The sequence below is a fragment of the Mobilicoccus massiliensis genome, assembly GCF_000826525.2.
Lineage (GTDB): Bacteria > Actinomycetota > Actinomycetes > Actinomycetales > Dermatophilaceae > Mobilicoccus > Mobilicoccus massiliensis.
In genome coordinates this window covers 378,787-396,101 of record NZ_LN651328.1, presented here as the reverse complement: position 1 = coordinate 396,101, position 17,315 = coordinate 378,787, and the positions used below count along the sequence as shown (strand labels likewise).

General features: G+C 69.3%; 15 protein-coding genes and 1 other annotated feature. Of the genes, 10 read left to right on the top strand and 5 right to left on the bottom strand.

What is annotated here, in order from left to right; translation table 11 throughout:
* Positions 1 to 52 precede the first annotated feature (52 nt).
* Positions 53 to 1,320, top strand: a protein-coding gene (locus tag BN1197_RS07835) for an IS3 family transposase (RefSeq protein WP_095999816.1) whose coding sequence is annotated in 2 segments (ribosomal slippage) — positions 53 to 350 and positions 350 to 1,320 — 1,269 coding nt in all. Because the reading frame shifts where the segments join, the coding sequence is not laid out codon by codon here.
* Positions 337 to 468: a sequence feature (AL1L pseudoknot), on the top strand. Its footprint overlaps the gene before it by 132 nt.
* Here the strand turns inward: BN1197_RS07835 and BN1197_RS18110 are convergent.
* From BN1197_RS18110 to BN1197_RS07815, 4 genes are all read right to left on the bottom strand, one after another.
* Positions 1,260 to 1,850 (bottom strand): TniQ family protein, encoded by a 591-nt coding sequence (locus tag BN1197_RS18110; protein ID WP_176489723.1) that lies wholly within the window; start codon positions 1,848 to 1,850, stop codon positions 1,260 to 1,262. The two genes, BN1197_RS07835 and BN1197_RS18110, sit on opposite strands and share 61 nt — an antisense overlap.
* 88 nt (positions 1,851 to 1,938) lie before the next feature.
* Complete coding sequence (locus tag BN1197_RS07825) at positions 1,939 to 3,009, bottom strand: TniB family NTP-binding protein (RefSeq protein ID WP_040157902.1); 1,071 nt, start codon at positions 3,007 to 3,009, stop codon at positions 1,939 to 1,941.
* Entirely contained in the window at positions 3,006 to 5,027 is a 2,022-nt protein-coding gene (locus BN1197_RS07820; RefSeq protein WP_040157899.1) for a DDE-type integrase/transposase/recombinase, read from the bottom strand. The genes BN1197_RS07825 and BN1197_RS07820 overlap by 4 nt, the downstream gene beginning before the upstream one ends.
* Entirely contained in the window at positions 5,009 to 5,701 is a 693-nt protein-coding gene (locus BN1197_RS07815; RefSeq protein ID WP_052466203.1) for a TnsA-like heteromeric transposase endonuclease subunit, read from the bottom strand. Before BN1197_RS07815 ends, BN1197_RS07820 begins: the two co-directional genes overlap by 19 nt.
* 464 nt (positions 5,702 to 6,165) lie before the next feature.
* Between BN1197_RS07815 and dnaK the strand changes: the two genes are divergently transcribed.
* The 7 genes from dnaK (at position 6,166) to BN1197_RS07780 (ending at position 13,333) form a co-directional block, all read left to right on the top strand.
* Positions 6,166 to 8,085: a molecular chaperone DnaK gene (gene dnaK, locus BN1197_RS07810; protein ID WP_040157896.1), complete on the top strand. Its 1,920-nt coding sequence runs from the start codon at positions 6,166 to 6,168 to the stop codon at positions 8,083 to 8,085.
* Positions 8,086 to 8,230: 145 nt separating this feature from the next.
* Entirely contained in the window at positions 8,231 to 8,995 is a 765-nt protein-coding gene (locus tag BN1197_RS07805) for a nucleotide exchange factor GrpE (RefSeq protein WP_052466201.1), read from the top strand.
* Between the two features lie 74 nt (positions 8,996 to 9,069).
* Positions 9,070 to 10,140: a DnaJ C-terminal domain-containing protein gene (locus BN1197_RS07800; RefSeq protein ID WP_040157893.1), complete on the top strand. Its 1,071-nt coding sequence runs from the start codon at positions 9,070 to 9,072 to the stop codon at positions 10,138 to 10,140.
* Positions 10,141 to 10,235: 95 nt separating this feature from the next.
* Positions 10,236 to 10,694 (top strand): heat shock protein transcriptional repressor HspR, encoded by a 459-nt coding sequence (locus BN1197_RS07795; protein ID WP_040157891.1) that lies wholly within the window; start codon positions 10,236 to 10,238, stop codon positions 10,692 to 10,694.
* A 283-nt stretch (positions 10,695 to 10,977) separates the two neighbouring features.
* Entirely contained in the window at positions 10,978 to 11,670 is a 693-nt protein-coding gene (locus BN1197_RS07790; RefSeq protein ID WP_040157889.1) for an AzlC family ABC transporter permease, read from the top strand.
* Complete coding sequence (locus BN1197_RS07785; RefSeq protein WP_040157887.1) at positions 11,667 to 11,978, top strand: AzlD domain-containing protein; 312 nt, start codon at positions 11,667 to 11,669, stop codon at positions 11,976 to 11,978. Before BN1197_RS07790 ends, BN1197_RS07785 begins: the two co-directional genes overlap by 4 nt.
* Positions 11,979 to 12,019: 41 nt before the next feature.
* Entirely contained in the window at positions 12,020 to 13,333 is a 1,314-nt protein-coding gene (locus BN1197_RS07780) for a glycosyltransferase (RefSeq protein WP_052466199.1), read from the top strand.
* Positions 13,334 to 13,563: 230 nt separating this feature from the next.
* Here BN1197_RS07780 and BN1197_RS07775 read toward each other — a convergent pair whose 3' ends face one another.
* Complete coding sequence (locus BN1197_RS07775; protein WP_040157885.1) at positions 13,564 to 15,096, bottom strand: MFS transporter; 1,533 nt, start codon at positions 15,094 to 15,096, stop codon at positions 13,564 to 13,566.
* 159 nt (positions 15,097 to 15,255) lie between these two features.
* On the opposite strand from BN1197_RS07775, the gene BN1197_RS07770 reads away from it, so the two are divergent.
* Positions 15,256 to 15,777 carry a TetR/AcrR family transcriptional regulator gene (locus BN1197_RS07770; RefSeq protein ID WP_040157883.1) on the top strand — a complete coding sequence of 174 codons (522 nt, stop codon included), beginning with the start codon at positions 15,256 to 15,258 and terminating at the stop codon, positions 15,775 to 15,777.
* A gap of 158 nt (positions 15,778 to 15,935) precedes the next feature.
* Positions 15,936 to 17,168: a branched-chain amino acid ABC transporter substrate-binding protein gene (locus BN1197_RS07765; RefSeq protein ID WP_141397243.1), complete on the top strand. Its 1,233-nt coding sequence runs from the start codon at positions 15,936 to 15,938 to the stop codon at positions 17,166 to 17,168.
* Positions 17,169 to 17,315: the final 147 nt, after the last annotated feature.

The window sequence follows — 17,315 nt, the reverse complement described above, 5'->3', positions numbered from 1 at the left end:
TGGATCGCCCCGGGAAGGGTGGAGGGCTTGATCTCCCCAGGAGGATGGAGTCATGCCTGCACCGAAGAGGTACCCCGACGAGTTGCGTGAACGAGCGATCCGGTTGGTTCGCGACCGGATCGCCGCCGAGCCCGGCTTGGCGGTCTCGCGTGCGTGCCGGTTGACCGGTGAGCAGCTCGGGATCAACGGCGACACGCTGCGGAACTGGGTCAAACGCGAACGGATCGACGACGGAGAGATCCCCGGCACAACGAGTACGGACGCGGCCCGGATCGCAGAGTTGGAGAAGGAGAACCGCGAACTGCGGCGCGCGAATACGATTCTGCGCCAGGCGAGTGCCTATTTCGCTCAGGCGGAGCTCGACCGCCGACCGTAGACGTCGATGCGTTCATTGCCGCGCACCGCGACGAGCATGGGGTCGAGCCGATCTGCGAGGTCCTGAAAGAGACTGGAATCGCGATCGCCCCAAGCTCCTATTATGCCCGCAAGAGTAGGCCTGTCTCGAAGCGGGCCACAAGTGATGCCGTCATCGACGAACGTCTGCAGGAGCTGCACGAGAAGAACTTCGGCGTGTACGGGGTCCGCAAGATGTGGAAGGCCTATCTGCGGGCCTGGCCCGGTGAGCCGGTCGCACGATGCACCATCGAACGTCGCATGCGAGCGTTGGGCCTGGCTGGCGTGCCGAACGCGCGCACCACCCGGACCACCAGACCCGCGCGGGCGAAGGCCTGCCCGGCCGACCGGCTCCAGCGGGACTTCACCGCGCCGGCGCCGGACCACCGGTGGGTAGCCGACATCACCTACGTCGCCACATGGGCCGGGTTCGTGTACGTGGCTTTCGTGATGGACCTGTATTCCCGCCGGATCACCGGGTGGCGGGTATCGAACTCATTAAGGACCGATCTGGCGCTGGACGCCCTGGAACACGCCTTGTGGGAACGTGGCCGACACCAGCGAGACCTGTCGTGCCTGGTGCACCACTCGGATCGCGGCTGCCAATACGTCTCTATTCGTTACACCGAGAGGCTCCTTGAGTCCGGAATCGAACCCTCGGTCGGATCGACCGGCGATTCCTACGACAATGCCGCTGCCGAGGCGTTGAACAAAATCTACAAGAAGGAACTCATCTGGAAACGTGGGCCGTGGAGCGGTCTGGATGCCGTCGAACTCGCCACCATGGAGTGGGTCGACTGGTACAACAACGACCGCCTTCACTCACACTGCGGCGACATCCCACCCATCGAGTACGAAGACCTGTTCTACGCTGAACACGCCAGCGCCCCGGCACCCGCCGGGGCGGCACAACCCGCTCTCCACTGAACCCGGGGCGATCCAGGCCGGTACCGGGCGCCTGGAGTCCTGGACGGTTCGAACAGTCCGGGACAGGACCGTGTGGGGCTGACGCTGGTGAGCCACACCGGGGACTCGAAGGGGACGTTGCCGCACTGGGCGCACGTGGACGCCAGCCGCTTCCCATGTCGGACGCATACAGCGTGCAGCGGGCTGGCCCAGGAGGCCTGCCAGTAGCCGTCCTCGTCCAGGCATGCTGCGCAAAACCGCAGTCCCTTCGGTTCCAACTGTGGGTATGCGTGGAACCGGTCCAGATAGTCTCGCCGGGTGCGCTCGAGGGTGTCCAGGAGGGGGTCTGGGGCGAGGCTGGCGGGCTCGAGCCCGAGCTTGTCGGTGATGGTGTCGAGTCCGACGCTCTCGAGCAGGGGCGCCAGCCGCAGCAGCCGTTGCGGTAGGACGGCGGCGCCGAGCAGGCGCAGGGTGGCCCGGGGCGTGAGGCCGTAGCGGTGGGCCAGGCGGCCGAGCCAGCTCTCAAAGGCTTCGCCGGGGTGGCGGGGCACGGTCAGCGGCCACCGGTGGGGGTCGGTCCCACCGGCGCCGGTCAGTCGCGGCCCCTGGCGGTGGGGCTCCGCCGGGGTGCGGCCGAGCTCAGCCGGCGCGGCGGCTGAGCTCGGCGGCGTTGTCGAGAACGACACGGGTGAGCACTTCTTCGGTGAGAGTCTCGATGTCGGCGCGGTAGGCGATCCCGCAGGCTCGTTCGAGCAGGGTCGTCAAGGAGCCGATGTGGCCCTGGGTGCGGGCGAACAGCAGGTCGGCATGGTCGGTGAGCACGCCCGGTTCCGCCTCGGCCAGTTTCAGGTGTGGCTCAAGTTGGTTGAGGAGGTCCTTCCAGCCGCGCTGGCCTGCGGGGGTGACGATGGTGAACGGCACCATCGGGATGGCGGTGGACCGCCGGGACGTCTGAGCGGTGGCGTTGGCCTCGTCACCGGGCAGGCCTTCGGTGAAGAACTGCTTCTTCGCCAGACCGATGCCGGTGAGGATGAACGCGCACGACAGCTCGTTGGCCAGCCACTTCAGGTGGTTGCTCAGGCCCTTGCCGTCCTTGGTCCGCGGGTCGATGAAGTGCAGCTCGTCGATCGCGATCATCTCGGTTTCGCAGGAGGTGACGAGGTCGAGTACGACTTCGGCGAGCCTGTCAGAGTTGATCGAGGTCGCGACGTTCTCGGTGTAGAAGGAGGCCAGCTTGACCAGGAGGCCCTTGGGCGTGGTTTTGTGCCCGAGCTGGACGGCCGCAACGGGGAGCCGTTGGTCACCGGTCGCGGTGTGTGACCCGAGGGCGCGGATGGTGGATCGGTGGAACTGGCGGCAGTAGCTCATCGCCACGGTGGTCTTGCCCAGTCCGGACGGACCGTCCAGGACGGCTGTGGCCCGGACGCGGTCCCCGTCGCGCAGGGTGGAGGCGGTGACCTGGTCCAGCACCGTGAACGCGTGGTGCACCTGCTGGGTGCGCACGATGGGAAGGTTGGACACCCAGGTCCGCCGGGCGAGGTTGTAGTCCTCCAGGTCGTCCTCAGCAAGCAGAGCGGTCTCGGCGCGGGAGAGGATGGGGAGGTCGACGCGCGGGCCGCTGTCGCAGTAGGCGAGCCACCCGGACTTGCGGGACAGTCGGTACCGGGCGGTCCGATTCTGGGCGACCCACTGGGCGTAGGAGAAGCTCATTCGTCCAGCACCTCCAACCCGCCTTCGGGGTGGTCCTGGTAGTACCGCTCGAACACGTCCAGGTCGTCGGGCAGCGGCTCCTTGGCTCGGCGGGTCCGGTGCTGGAGGAAGTCGATGACGCCGGGTACCGACGCGGTGTCCGGGTGGCTCTCGGTGCCGCTCTGGGCTCCGTCGCCGACGTCGGCTTGGTGGGCTTGTTGCGCAGCCAACCGGATGGCCAGGTTGCGTTCCCGGCGGGTCGTGACCGCGCTGGCCTGCCAGCGGGCCAGTAGGTCCTCGATGGCCTGTCCGGGGTCGACAAACTTGTCCTGCCGGCGGCTCAGGGCGCGGGTGAAGTCGGCGGCATCCTGACTGAACGGGGCGGTCAGGGTGGCAGCGTGCTCCCAAGGCAACTGGTGCCAGGCGCCGTCGGCCGGGTCCTGGAAGTAGGCGTAGCGCACGTCGTCGACATCGAGCAGGATCGGCCACTTCCCCGCATGCGCTCCCCCGTACGGGGAGCTCTGGTTGCGGTAGGGGTTCAGGCCCGGGCCGTCGTAACGCTGGCTGGCGACCTCGACACCGTAGTGGTGGATCTTGCGCCAATGAACCTCGAGGAAGTCGTAGAACAGGTCCTGCTTGACCGGCAGCCGCAGCCGGCCACACTGGGCCATGCCGCGGGCGTGCGCCTGCGCCGGGGTCATGCACTCCCGCGGCGACTCCGGCTTGGGCAGACCGTCGTGCGGGGTGTGGTGGTAAACCTGCCCGACCCACTCCCGCAGGATCTGCTCCAGCTCAGACACGTAGTAGAACGCCTGGTCCTCGGTGTCCTCCCCGCGGGAGGCGATGTCCGGGCCCTTGTAGCCGGCCAGCTTGTCCAACAGGCTCTGTCGGGCGGTGCGGAAGAACCGCTCCAGGACCGCCTTGTCGGTGGGTTTGTAGGTCAGCGCGGGCTGGATCGAGATGCCAAGCCGCCGACACACACTGGCGGTGTGTTCGGACATGTAGATCTTCCCGTGGTCGATCACGATCGTGTCTGGGGCGATGCAGGTCTCTCCCACGTACAGCGTCTCGGGGATGCCGGCGTACGGGCCCTCCGGCGCGTCCGGCAAGTACCCCCACCGTTGCGGCGTCATGGCCTGGAACAGCACGCTCGCGACGTCCGCGGACTTCGCCGCGACCGGCCGCAGCCGCAGACCCTTGACGGCCCGGTCGTAGATGTCCATCGCGACCGTCAGCTCGGTGTTGACCCAGCGGTGGGTGACCGGCTCGAGCGCGAACACGTCGAGCCGGTAGGAGTCGAGGACGAAGAACTCCCCCGGGCGGGTAGCCCGCAGCCGTCCCATCGGGCCCGCGGGTCGCTCGTCGACAGAGCGTCGCTGCTTGGCGTCACCGAAGATGTACCGCCCCCTTGCCAGCTCGTTCACACGGCGATAGGCGACCCGAGTCGACGGCACTCGGCCCCCCGGATGAGCTTCCAAGAAGGCCCGGTTCGTCCGGGCGATGACGGTCCTGCGGGTCGGGGTGGACTCGGTCACGAACGAGGACAGCACCTGGCGGCAGGCCTCGTCCCAGGCCGGGTCGACAGCCCGCCGGGTCTCCTTCAGCAGTCGCTCATCCACCAGGCCGGCCGGTCCCCGATCCTCGAAACGTGCCAGGCGCCGCTCCAAGGTCCGCACCGAGACCCCCAGCTCACTGGCTCGATCGGCGACCCGCTGCCTGAGGCTGCGCCCGTCGTCGGGCGCTGCCTTGAGCAGCGGCCGTAACTCCTCAACCTTGCGCTCCGCCTCACGGCGCTGCTTCACGGTGAGGGCGGCCAGGACGACCGCGGGCAGGGTGAACAGATCATCAGGTGCGCTCTGCCCTGTCCCGGGCTCATCGAGGGGACTTGCCGTCTCCAGCAGCGCGGTCGTCGACACCGACCGGACGGTGGCGCCGCGGCGCAATCGCACCTGGTCCCCGAGGAAGGTGTCGACCTCCCACACCTCGCCCTCGCACCAGAACCGCGCGCCTGGTTCGAGCGTCAGGACGCCACGCGGCATCGTTCCGCCTTCACCGGTACCGAGATCACCGAGGCGCGCGACAAAGGCCGCCCCAGGTCGGTCGTCCACGCCTGTCGCCACAGCAGTGCCAGGACGGACGCCCGGACGTCCATAGGGTCGAAACCGGAAACGCGCGCTTCGATCTGACCCAACGTCATTCCAGAACGTCCGGATGCGGACACCGCAGAGACGCACTCCTCGTCCAAGAACATCGACCGCCGCCCCTGGGCCAGGAAGCGCAGGTTCGCCATCACGACCGCGTCCCCGCCGTGGAACACCTCATAGCGCCAGCCCCTGCTTCGACACAGCCTGCCGGTCCACTCAAGGACCGCGGACACCTGCGGTTCCTGACACATGCGGGCAGGTTTGACATCCACCACGACGACCGAGCCGTCCGCACAGGCCAAGAGATAGTCCGGAGCGTGCCGGCGCTGCACACCCTCGTCGCGGCCACTGAGCCAGAACGGCTGACTGGCGATCCCCGTCACCGAAACGTCGAGGTCGGCCAGCAGGACCCGATCCCGCTCCAGCAGGCTCTCGTAGCCCACGAGCGTCCTCGTCGTCGACGTCCACAACCAGCCCGGGTAGTTGCCCTGCCGAGGCCGCCACGAAAACTTACGCACCGGAGATCCGCCCACGACCGCCGCCACCTCGACATCGGCGAGGCTCGTCACGACCTCGTCGCCAGAGGCGGTGCAGTACCGCAGTTCTGTCGATCCAAGCGCCTTCGGCGGCCGTACAAGGCCAGCATGAACCCTGCCGACAATTTGTTGGCAGACCGACACGCACCCGACAAGTTATTGGCAATCCGACAAGATGCGCGTCAACCTACACAACACCCCTCCGAGAACCACTCCCCACCCCGGGAATGATCCGACGCCACCAAGAGTTGAGCCTAGTGAGCGCAACTTTGCAGAGTCCGAGTTTGACAGCCTCAGGCCCGGCGCGCAGAGTTGAGCGCAGTCCGATCAACCCAGACCTCGGTCGGGTGAGATCGGGCGAGAGGCCTCTTGATCGGGTCCGTGGGACCCGGCACCGGGCGTGACGTCGCAGCACGAGCAGCGAGGTCGCGGCCCCGAGCAGGTGGCAGCCCGCCCGTTCGACCCGACCACCCCGACACGTAGGGAGTGATTCATCCATGGCTCGTGCAGTAGGCATCGACCTCGGAACCACCAACTCGGCCGTCTCCGTTCTCGAGGGCAATGAGCCCACGATCATCGCGAACGCCGAGGGTGGCCGCACCACCCCGTCCGTGGTCGCCTTCAGCAAGAACGGTGAGGTCCTCGTCGGCGAGATCGCCAAGCGTCAGGCCGTCACCAACGTCGACCGCACCATCCGTTCGGTCAAGCGCCACATCGGCACCGACTGGAGCACCGAGATCGACGGCAAGAAGTACACGGCGCAGGAGATCAGCGCCCGCATCCTCATGAAGCTCAAGCGCGACGCGGAGTCGTACCTGGGTGAGCCCGTCACCGACGCGGTCATCACCGTCCCGGCGTACTTCGACGACGCCGAGCGTCAGGCCACCAAGGAGGCCGGCGAGATCGCGGGCCTCAACGTCCTGCGCATCGTCAACGAGCCCACCGCTGCGGCCCTCGCGTACGGCCTCGACAAGGGCAAGGAGGACGAGCTCATCCTCGTCTTCGACCTCGGTGGCGGCACGTTCGACGTGTCCCTTCTCGAGGTCGGCAAGGACCCGGAGGACGGCTTCTCCACCATCCAGGTCCGCGCGACCCACGGTGACAACAAGCTCGGTGGCGACGACTGGGACGACCGCATCGTCAAGCACCTGCTGACCACCGTGAAGAACAACACCGGTGCCGACCTGAGCAACGACAAGATCGCCATGCAGCGTCTGCGCGACGCGGCCGAGCAGGCCAAGAAGGAGCTCTCCACCGCGACGAGCACCAACATCAGCCTGCAGTACCTCTCGATGAGCGAGAACGGCCCCATCCACCTCGACGAGTCGCTCAGCCGCACCCAGTTCGAGCAGATGACCGCCGACCTCCTCGAGCGCTGCAAGCAGCCGTTCGAGCAGGTCATCAAGGATGCGGGCATCTCCGTGAACGAGATCGACCACATCGTGCTCGTCGGCGGTTCGACCCGTATGCCGGCGGTCACCGAGCTGGTCAAGAAGCTCGCGGGCGGCAAGGAGCCGAACAAGGGAGTCAACCCCGACGAGGTCGTCTCCGTCGGTGCGGCCCTGCAGGCCGGTGTCCTCAAGGGTGAGCGCAAGGACGTCCTCCTCATCGACGTCACCCCGCTCTCCCTCGGCATCGAGACCAAGGGCGGCCTGATGACCAAGCTCATCGAGCGCAACACGGCCATCCCCACCAAGCGTTCCGAGGTGTTCACCACGGCCGAGGACAACCAGCCGTCGGTGCTCATCCAGGTGTTCCAGGGTGAGCGTGAGCTCGCCAGCGCGAACAAGCCGCTCGGCACGTTCGAGCTCACCGGCATCGCGCCCGCGCCCCGTGGCGTGCCGCAGATCGAGGTCACCTTCGACATCGACGCCAACGGCATCGTCCACGTCTCGGCCAAGGACCGCGGCACCGGCAAGGAGCAGTCGATGACGATCTCCGGTGGCTCCGCGCTGCCGAAGGACGAGATCGACCGCATGGTCCGCGAGGCCGAGCAGCACGCGGAGGAGGACAAGAAGCGTCGCGAGGACGCCGAGGCCCGCAACAACGCGGAGCAGCTCGTGTACTCGACCGACAAGTTCATCTCCGAGAACGGTGACAAGGTGCCCGAGGACACCAAGAAGCCGGTCGAAGAGGCCCTCACCGACCTCAAGGTCGCGCTGGGCAAGACCGGTGACGAGGCCGTCTCCGCCGAGGACCTCAACACCAAGGTCGCGAAGCTCAACGAGGTCTCCCAGGCGATGGGCGCCGCGATGTACGCGGCGACGCAGGCCGAGGGCGGTGAGCAGCCGCAGACCGGACCGTTCCCGGGCGCCGAGGACTTCGGTGCCGGGCAGCCCACCGGCGATCAGGGCACGACCGGTGGCGACGACGATGTCGTCGACGCCGAGGTCGTCGAGGACGACGACAAGAAGTGACTCACCACCTCCGCCCCGGTCTCACCACGAGTGAGGCCGGGGCGGAGCCCCACCCGTCTTCGATCCCGGACCTCGCTGCGTCCCGAGCTGCGCGAACCCCGATCGACCGGAACGGCCGCCGGGAACGACCGAGAAGGAGCCGAGTATGAGCAACCACGAGAAGAAGACCGGCGACGACGAGTTCGACCGTCCCGGTCAGGACCAGCGGCATGACGCGGACGTGGACGGCATGACCCAGTCCCGCCCGACGTCGCCCGCCACCGGTGCCGCCGCCGCGGCCGCCGCGCGCGCCGCGTACGAGCACGCACCCCGGGGTGCGGCGTCCACGGAGGAGCCCACCCCAGTCGAGCCCGACGTGCCGAGCGCGGGCGACCCCGCCCACGGAGGCCAGTCCGACGACGACATCACGCCCGAGGCCTTCCTCGCCGAGGCCGGCCAGATCACCGAGCCGACCCGCGACACCGAACCCCGCAGCGCCGACGCGCAACTCGCCGCCGAGCGCCTCGCCGACTACCAGCGCCTCAACGCGGAGTACGTCAACTACAAGCGCCGCGTCGACCGCGATCGTGCGGAGGACCGCAACCGCGCGACGCAGAACGTCGTCGAGTCGCTGCTGCCGGTGCTCGACGAGATCCACTTCGCCCGCCAGCACGGCGAGCTGACCGAGGGCACTCCGTTCGCCAAGATCGCGGCCAAGCTCGAGGCGATCCTCGCGCAGTACGGCGTGACCATGTTCGGTGAGGCCGGCGAGACCTTCGACCCGATGGTGCACGAGGCCCTCATGCACACCACCGCCGATCTGCCGGAGGGCACGACCGACACGACCGTCGTCATGGTCATGCAGCCCGGCTACCGCATGGGCGAGCGCGTCGTGCGCCCGGCGCGGGTCTCCGTCGCGGATCCCGCGTGATCCGCGGCGGCAGAGCTAACGCTCACACCATTCATCCGACCACACCACCCACCACACACGACTGAGGAGGCGAGATGGCCAGCCAGGACTGGTTCGACAAGGACTTCTACGCCGTGCTGGGTGTCTCGGCCGACGCCGACGCCAAGGCGATCAAGGCGAAGTACCGCAAGCTCGCTCGTACGTACCACCCTGACAGCAACCCCGGTGACACGGCGGCCGAGCAGCGCTTCAAGGAGATCGGCGAGGCGTACTCCGTGCTCTCCGACCCCGAGCAGCGCAAGCAGTACGACGCCGTGCGCTCCATGGCGCGCGGCGGCGCCCGCTTCACCGCGGGCGGCCCGGGCGGGGCGGGTGGTCCCAGCGGCGCGGGGTTCGAGGACGTGTTCAGCACGCTCTTCAACACCGGTGGCGGGGGCACCCGATTCACCACCAGCCAGGGCGGCTTCGGCGCCGGAGCGGGCCAGGATCCCGACCTCGAGGACCTGCTCAACATGTTCGGGCAGGGCGCAGGCGGATTCTCTTCCACCGGCACCCAGTACGGAGCACCCGGCGGGCGCCCCGGCGGCTTCGGCGGCGGGTTCCGCCAGCCGCGCAAGGGACGCGACATCCACGCCACCGCGGGGCTGAGCTTCCGTCAGGCCGTCGAGGGCGACACGGTCGTCGTCAACGGTGTCGGCGGCGGCAAGCCGATCACGGCTCGCATCCCCCCGGGCGTCAAGGACGGCGCCACGATCCGGCTGCGCGGCAAGGGCGAGCCCGGGCCGAGCGGCGCGCCCGCGGGCGACCTCCTGCTCAAGATCACCGTGCACCCGCACGAGGTCTTCACCCGAGACGGTGACAACCTGCGCATCGACGTGCCCGTCACGTTCGCCGAGGCAGTCCTCGGCGAGACGATCAGCGTGCCGACGCTCGCGGGCGACTCGGTCAAGGTGAAGCTGCCCGCCGGCATCGCCAGCGGAAAGACGCTGCGCGTCAAGGGGCGTGGCGTCAAGGGCAAGGGCCGCACGGGCGACCTGCTCGTCAAGGTGTCCGTCACCGTGCCGCAGCGGCTCACCGACGAAGCCCGAGCCGCGGTCGAAGCGTTGCGCCGGCAGGAGGCGGGCGTCGACCCCCGCGAGGAGTTGTTCCGCAAGGCTCGCGCCTGAGTTCACCCATCGCGGGCCGAGCATCGGATGTACTGAGTTCGAGGTACCGACATCGGCGCACCGAACCGATGTACTGATACATGAGAGGAGATGACATGACCGCAGCCCCGGGCTTCACCCCCGACGACGACACGCCGGTCTTCGTCATCTCCGTCGCGGCCCAGCTCGCGGGGATGCACGCCCAGACGCTGCGGCAGTACGACCGGCTGGGGCTCGTCACGCCCTCCCGCACTCGTGGGGGCGGCCGGCGGTACTCCAACCGCGACATCTCACAACTGCGCGAGATCCAACGCCTCTCCCAGGAGGAAGGCGTCAGCCTCAACGGCATCCAGCGCATCCTCGACCTCGAGAACGAGGTCGAGGCACTGCGCTCCCGCGTCACCGAGCTGCGCGTCGAACTCGCGCAAGCCCAGGCGATGGCCGAGGCCGGACGCCGGGTCTTCGCCGCCGGCCGGGCCGGTGACGTCGTCGCCGTCCGCGCCGGGGAGCGGCCTCGCGGCCGCAAGAACGATTCCCGCGCGCTCGTGCTCTACCGCAACCCCCTCATGCAGTAGTCCCACCCGCAGAACGACGCCCGGACCACCCGGTCCGGGCGTCGTCATGTCGTGGTGTGCGCCGGCGGCTGCTGCCTGCTGATGTGACGGGGAAAGCGCCGAGACAGCCGCCCGTCCCGCCTTACGGCTCAATGGATTTCCGCTGGGATGAGAAGGGTCGGAAACGACGGCTGTCTCGGCGCTGCGTGTTGTCCGGGATGAAATCGTGCGCGCCGGCACTCCGATGTCCAGACGACGGTCGAGGCGCTCGGCGGGGGAGGCGGGCCCCTACGATGCCGCAGTGATGACCCGAACCCTCACGCCGGCCCAGCGGATGGGTCTGTCCATCGGTGTCGCCACGGGCCTGTACGGACTCAGCTTCGGTGCCCTCGGCGTCGCGGCCGGACTCACCGTCGCGCAGACGTGCGCGCTGTCTCTGCTGATGTTCACCGGCGGCTCCCAGTTCGCTCTCGTCGGTGTCCTCTCCGGGGGCGGCACCTGGCCCGCCGCGGTCACCGCCGCCTCCCTGCTCGGAGTGCGCAACGCGGTGTACGGCGTGCAGATCAACGAGCTGTTGCGACCGCGCGGCCTGACGCGAATCCTCATGGCGCACCTGACGATCGACGAGTCGACGGCCACCTCTCTCGGTCAGGAGGCGACCGACGAACAGCGCCGCGGCTTCTGGACCGCCGGGCTCGCGGTGTTCGCGTTCTGGAACCTCGCGACTTTCGTCGGCGCACTTGCCGGAGCCTCGCTCGGAGACCCCAAGGCCTGGGGCCTCGACGGCGCCGCGGTGGCCGCGTTCCTCGGCCTGCTGTGGCCGCGGCTCAAGGGTCGCCGGCCGGTCGAGGTGGCCGCGGTCTGCGCCGCGGCGACCCTCATCGCCACCCCGTTCGTGCCGCCGGGCATCCCCATCGTCCTCGCGGCGGCGGTCGCCGTGTTCATCTCCTGGTTGCGCCATCGACAGGATCTTCGCGCCGGAGGTGAGCACGCGTGAGTGCGTGGATCTGGCTCGGCCTCGCCTGCCTCATCGCGTTCGGCACGAAGGTTCTCGGCTTCCTCGTGCCCGAGACGCTGCTCGACTCCCCGGCGATCCGCAACGGCTCCGCGGCCGCCACGGTCGGGCTGCTCACGGCCCTCGTCATGGCCAACACGTTCGGCTCCGGGCAGCAGCTCGTGCTCGACGCGCGGGTCGTCGCCCTGGTGGCGGCGGCGATCGCCCTGGTGCTGCGAGTTCCGTTCATCGGGGTCGTCGTGGTCGGCACCGTCGCGGCCGCGCTCGCCCGCCTGGCGGGGATGGCTTGAGCCGGGCGGGCTGCCGCCGCCACGCTGCGAGGATGGGCGGTATGCGCCTGATCGTCACGAGCTTCGGATCGGAGGGCGACACCCGCCCGTTCCTCGCACTCGCCGACGGCCTCACCTCTCGGGGCCACGAGACGCTCGTGTGCCTCGATCGCAGCGGACGTGAGGAGGCCGATCGGCTCGGCGTTGCCTACCGAGAGCTTGCCGGTGACATGCGCAGCCACATGCGTGGCGGCCGCGGCGAGGAGGCGCTCGCGCGGGCGACCTCCGACGGCGGATTCGACGGTCTGAGGCTGTTCGCCGACTTCGCCCGCTCCTACACCACACGCTGGATCGCGATGATCCGCATGGCGATTCGCGAGCATCGCCCGGACGTCGTCATCGGATCCGGGCTCACCGTCTGGGCCGCCCACGCCGCCGCCGAGGTGAGCGTAGTGCGGTTCGCGACGGCCGGGGCCTTTCCCCTCGCCCCGACGCGCGCGTTCCCGTCGGTCGTCTCACCGGGCATGCCGCCGGCGTGGCTCAACCTCGCGACCCACCACGTCGCGACGCAGCTCATGTGGTCGGCGTTCCGTCGGCCGGTCGACCGGGCACGGCGGGCGCTCGGACTGCGGCGGTTCACGGCGATCTGGAACGACGTGCCGGCCGTTTACGGGTACTCACCGACGCTGCTGCCGACTCCCGACGATTGGCGCTCCAACGTCCGTGTCTGCGGCGACTGGCACCTCGACGAGCCGAACTGGGTTCCGCCGCAAGCGCTCGCGGACTTCCTCGCAGCCGGCGAGCCCCCGGTCTACGTGGGTTTCGGCAGCATGGTCGGCACCGACGACGTCACCCGGACCGTGCTCGACGGCCTCGGTGCGTGGGAAGGGCGACGGATCGTGCTCAACCCGGGGTGGAACGGGGCTGGCATAGAGGGGCTGCCCGACTATGTGCACGTCATCGGCCCCACGCCGCACTCCTGGCTCTTGCCGCGATGCGCCGCGGCCGTCCACCACTGCGGAGCCGGGACGACGCATGCCGCAGCGCGCGCCGGCATCCCGTCGATCCCCGTGCCCTTCGCCGCCGACCAGCCGTTCTGGGCGCGGCGCCTCGCGGCCACCGGTGTCGCGAGCGAACCGCTCGATCGGCGGCGCCTCACCGTCACGGACGTGCGCCGGGCCGCCAAGCAGGTCACACGCCCGTCGATCCGCGGCCGTGCGAGACAGATCGCGGCCGAGATGGCTCGGGAGGACTCCGTCGGGGCCGTGATCGACCACCTGAGCACCTGGTCGACGCCGCCCGCGGGCGTGTGCCGGGAGAACTCGCGCAACAAAGACCGGTCAGAGACTCGGGCCCGTACGGCCGAAAGCCGCTGACCAGCGATGTTGCCGCGAGGCGCGGTCACGGGGCGGTCAGTGACCGGTCTTTGTTGCGCGAGATCGGCGATGCCCCTGCGTGGAGACGGCGTTACGCCCCGGAAGCCGGTCCTCACTGAACCCCTTCGACGCCGAGACAGCCGCCGTTTCCGGCGTGGTCGAACTGCTCCCGCGTCGGAACGCCCCTTCGAGGCCGGCCTCGCGCCGATCGATCGCGGGTGGGGGGGTCCTCAGCGGGTCAGGTCGCTGCGGTGGGCGTCGCGGCGCAGGACCCACCACACGACGACGGCGGTGACGCCGGTGAGCACGGCACCGGCGAGCGACGTCGCTGCGACGCCGGCCTCGAAGGCACGCTGCGCGGCCAGGCGGGTGGCCTGCCCGAGAGGCCCCGGCAGGGTGTCGGCAGCAGCCATGGCCGTGCCGATCATGTTCTGGACCTCGTCGCGTGCAGACGCAGGAAGCCCGCGGGGGATGACGATCGACGACCGGTACACCGAGGTGAGCAGGCTGCCGAGGACGGCGACGCCGAGCGCGGCCCCGAGTTCGTAGGCCGTCTCGGAGATCCCCGAGGCGGCGCCGGCGCGTTGGGCCGGCACCGAGGCGAGGATCGCGTCGTTCGTCAGGGTCTCGGCGAGTCCCGCGCCGGCGCCGACGAGCACGAACACGACGACGATGACGTAGGCGGGGGAGTCGACCGTCATCGTCGACCCCACGAGGTACCCGGCGCAGGCGAGCAGGATCCCGAGCCCGACGAGGTGGTGCACCGCGACGGCTCTCGCGAGCGCCACGGCGAGCAGGCCGACGACGATCGAGGCGACCGCGCCGGGGATGAGCGCGATCGCGGCCTGGATCGGTGTCTTTCCCTCCACGAACTGCAGGTGCTGGGAGAGGAAGAAGATCAGCCCGGCGAACGCGAAGATCGACAGGAAGTTGGCGGCGATCGATGCGGCGAACACCGGCCGGGTGAACAGGCGCAGGTCGAGCAGGGGGTCGGTGCGGGTGAGCTGGCGATGCACGAAGATCGCGCCTGCCGCGAGGCCGGCAGCGGCCGTGGTGACCCCGAGAAGGTCGAGGCCCTCCATCGCAGAGTGCTTGATGGCGTAGACGATCGGCATCATCGCGGCGATCGAGAGGGCGACGCTCCACAGGTCGAGGCGGCCGGCGTCGGGGTTGCGCGACTCCGGCAGCAGGAAGGGGCCGGTGGCGAGGAGCACGAGCGCGGCGGGCAGGGAGATGAGGAAGATCGCTCCCCACCAGAAGTGTTCGATGAGCCAGCCGCCGACGATCGGGCCGAGGGCCGAACCGCCGGAGAAGCCCGAGGCCCAGACCGCGATCGCGAGCCTCCGTTCGCCGTCGTGGAGAAAGACGTTGCGCAGCAGCGACAGCGTCGACGGCATGAGCGTGGCTCCGAACACTCCGAGGAATACGCGGGCGGCGATGAGGTGGTCGGCACTCGGCGCGAAGGCCGCGTAGATGCTCACCGCGCCGAATCCGGCGGTGCCCAGCATGAGCAGGCGGCGGCGGCCGATGCGGTCGCCGAGCATCCCCATCGTGATGAGCAGCCCGGCGAGGATGAGCGGGTAGACGTCGACGATCCACAGCAGTTGCTTGGCGCTCGGCTGAAGTGAGGTCGCGAGTTGTGGGACCGCGAACGACAGCGCCGTGTTGTCCATGCTCACGACGAAGACGGGGAGCATGAGGACGACGAGGGCGGCCCAGCCGCGCAGTCCTGCGCGAGGAGGCGCCGTCGGGTGAGTGGTCATGGTGGTCAAAGCGCCTCCTTACGGGACATATCAACAAAAACCGTCCAGGCGGTACAGTATCGCCATCGGTCGGCGCCCGACCAATCGACGATTCGTGCAGACGACTCGACAGAAGTGGTGCAGGCGGCGCGATGACCAGGCGACGAAGGAGGCAGCGACGTGAGCGACACCAGAGGCCGGATCCTCGACGCGCTCGAGGAGGTGCTCGCGGCCTCGGGTCCGGGTGGCGCCACGCTCGAGTCCGTCGCGGCGCAGGCCGGCATCTCCAAGGGTGGTCTGCTGTACCACTTCGGCAGCAAGGAGGCGCTCTTCAACGGGTTGCTCGACCGGTTACGCGAGCTCGGGGCCGCAGACGCGCAGTACGACGGCGACGAGAGTGTCGTGGCGGCGTATTTCGCCACCTCATCGAAGGCCCAGGAGGCCTACACGCGCACGCTGCTCGCGGCGATGCGGCTCATCGGCACCCCGGGACTCGACGTCGAGAGCGCGATCGTCGACTCCCTCGACCACTGGACCGGTGTGCTGGCCGAGTCGATCGAGGACCCGGTGTTGCGACGCCTCATCATGCTCGTCGGCGACGGGCTCTACCTGCGTGCGCTGCTCGGTGCGCCGCGTCAGCCCCTGGACGACGAACTCGCCGACTACCTCGAGCACCTCGCCTCACGAAGCGCCGTGGCGTGAGCCTGCCGCCTACTCACGCACCGACCTCTGACGACTCTTCCGGCTCCGAAACCCACCGGCCGGAGTGGTTTCGGGTGTGAAGCGCTCGGAATCAGCGCGTTCGGGCCGACAGGGGGAGCAGCCGCCGGAGACGCCGTCGGCGCACCCTGGAGGGCACGGTGACAGTCGGTCGTCGCTTCGCGCGTGGCGCAGGAATGTTGCTCGTCGGCACGATGGTGTTGACGGCCTGTTCGGGCTCGCCGTCCACTGAGACAGGGTCGGGAACCGGCCAGGGCGCGGCGGGGAAGGCCGCTCGCATCTACGTCATCGCCCCGCAGACCGGCGCCGAGGCGGCGCTCGGCCTCGGCGTCCGCAACTCGGTGCAGCTCGCCGTCGACCAGGCCGCGGCACGGGGTGATCTGCCCGGCTGGAATCTCGAGGTCGTGGCCATCGACGACACCTCAGACGAGGCCAAGGCGGCCGAGGCCGCGAAGAAGGCCGCCGCCGACGAGAAGACCGTCGCGGTCATCGGCTCGATCTACTCCGGCCTCACGAAGTCGATCCAGCCCGTGCTCGCCTCCCACGGCATCCTCCACGTCTCTCCGACCGCGACGAACCCGACACTGACCAAGGGCGACGCCTTCGACCGGGCTCCGAAGCGGCGCTACGGCTCGTTCTTCCGGATGATCGCCCCCGACGACGCGCACGCACCGGCGGTCGCGAAGTTCCTCACCGAGAAGGGCGTCCAGCGCGTCTCGACGGTCAACGACGGGGGTGCTTACGGCGTCGGCTTCACCGCGGCCTTCGCAAAGGCCTTCGCCGCCGAGAAGGGCAAGGTCGTCTCCGGGCGCAAGCTCGACCCCGAGGCTCCGGCCGTGTACCCCACCCTCGTCAAGGACCTGCTCGGCGACAAACCCCAGGCAGTCGTCTTCGGCGGTAACGACCCCCAGGGTGGGCCGCTTGCCGGGCAACTGCGCGAGGCCGGGATGCGCGGGCCGATGGTCGGCGGCGACGCGCTCAACACCGAGCAGTACGTCCCCAAGGCCGGGCCCATCGCGGCGGGGGACATCAGCACCATGGCCGGCAAGCCGCTCACCGACGTCGAGGCCGGCAAGCGCTACCTCGCCGACTACCGTGCCGGCGGATTCGCCGAGTCCGCCACGTCGTACGGCCCGCTCGCCTACGACGCCGCGAACGCCGTGCTCGCCTCGCTGAAGAGTGCGCTGCCCGACGCCTCCGACGCCGCGAGCGCCCGCAAGGCCGCCGTCGCGGGGATGCCCTCGGTGACGTTCGACGGCACGAGCGGCAAGGTCGCGTTCGACCAGTACGGCGACATCACGCCGCGCGTCGTCACGGTCAACGTCCTCGGCAAGGGCGCCTGGAATCCGGTGAAGACCTACACCTTCGACTGACCCTCCCTCGGTCTGCGGGCCCGCCGCCACCGAGACGGCCGCCGAGGGACCAGCGCGGATTCGTCCTCGTACGAACGGAGTCGAGTCCCCGGCGCTACTGGGGCGCGGAGCCGCCCCCGCGAGGCACTGTGCAGCAGGTCACATCGC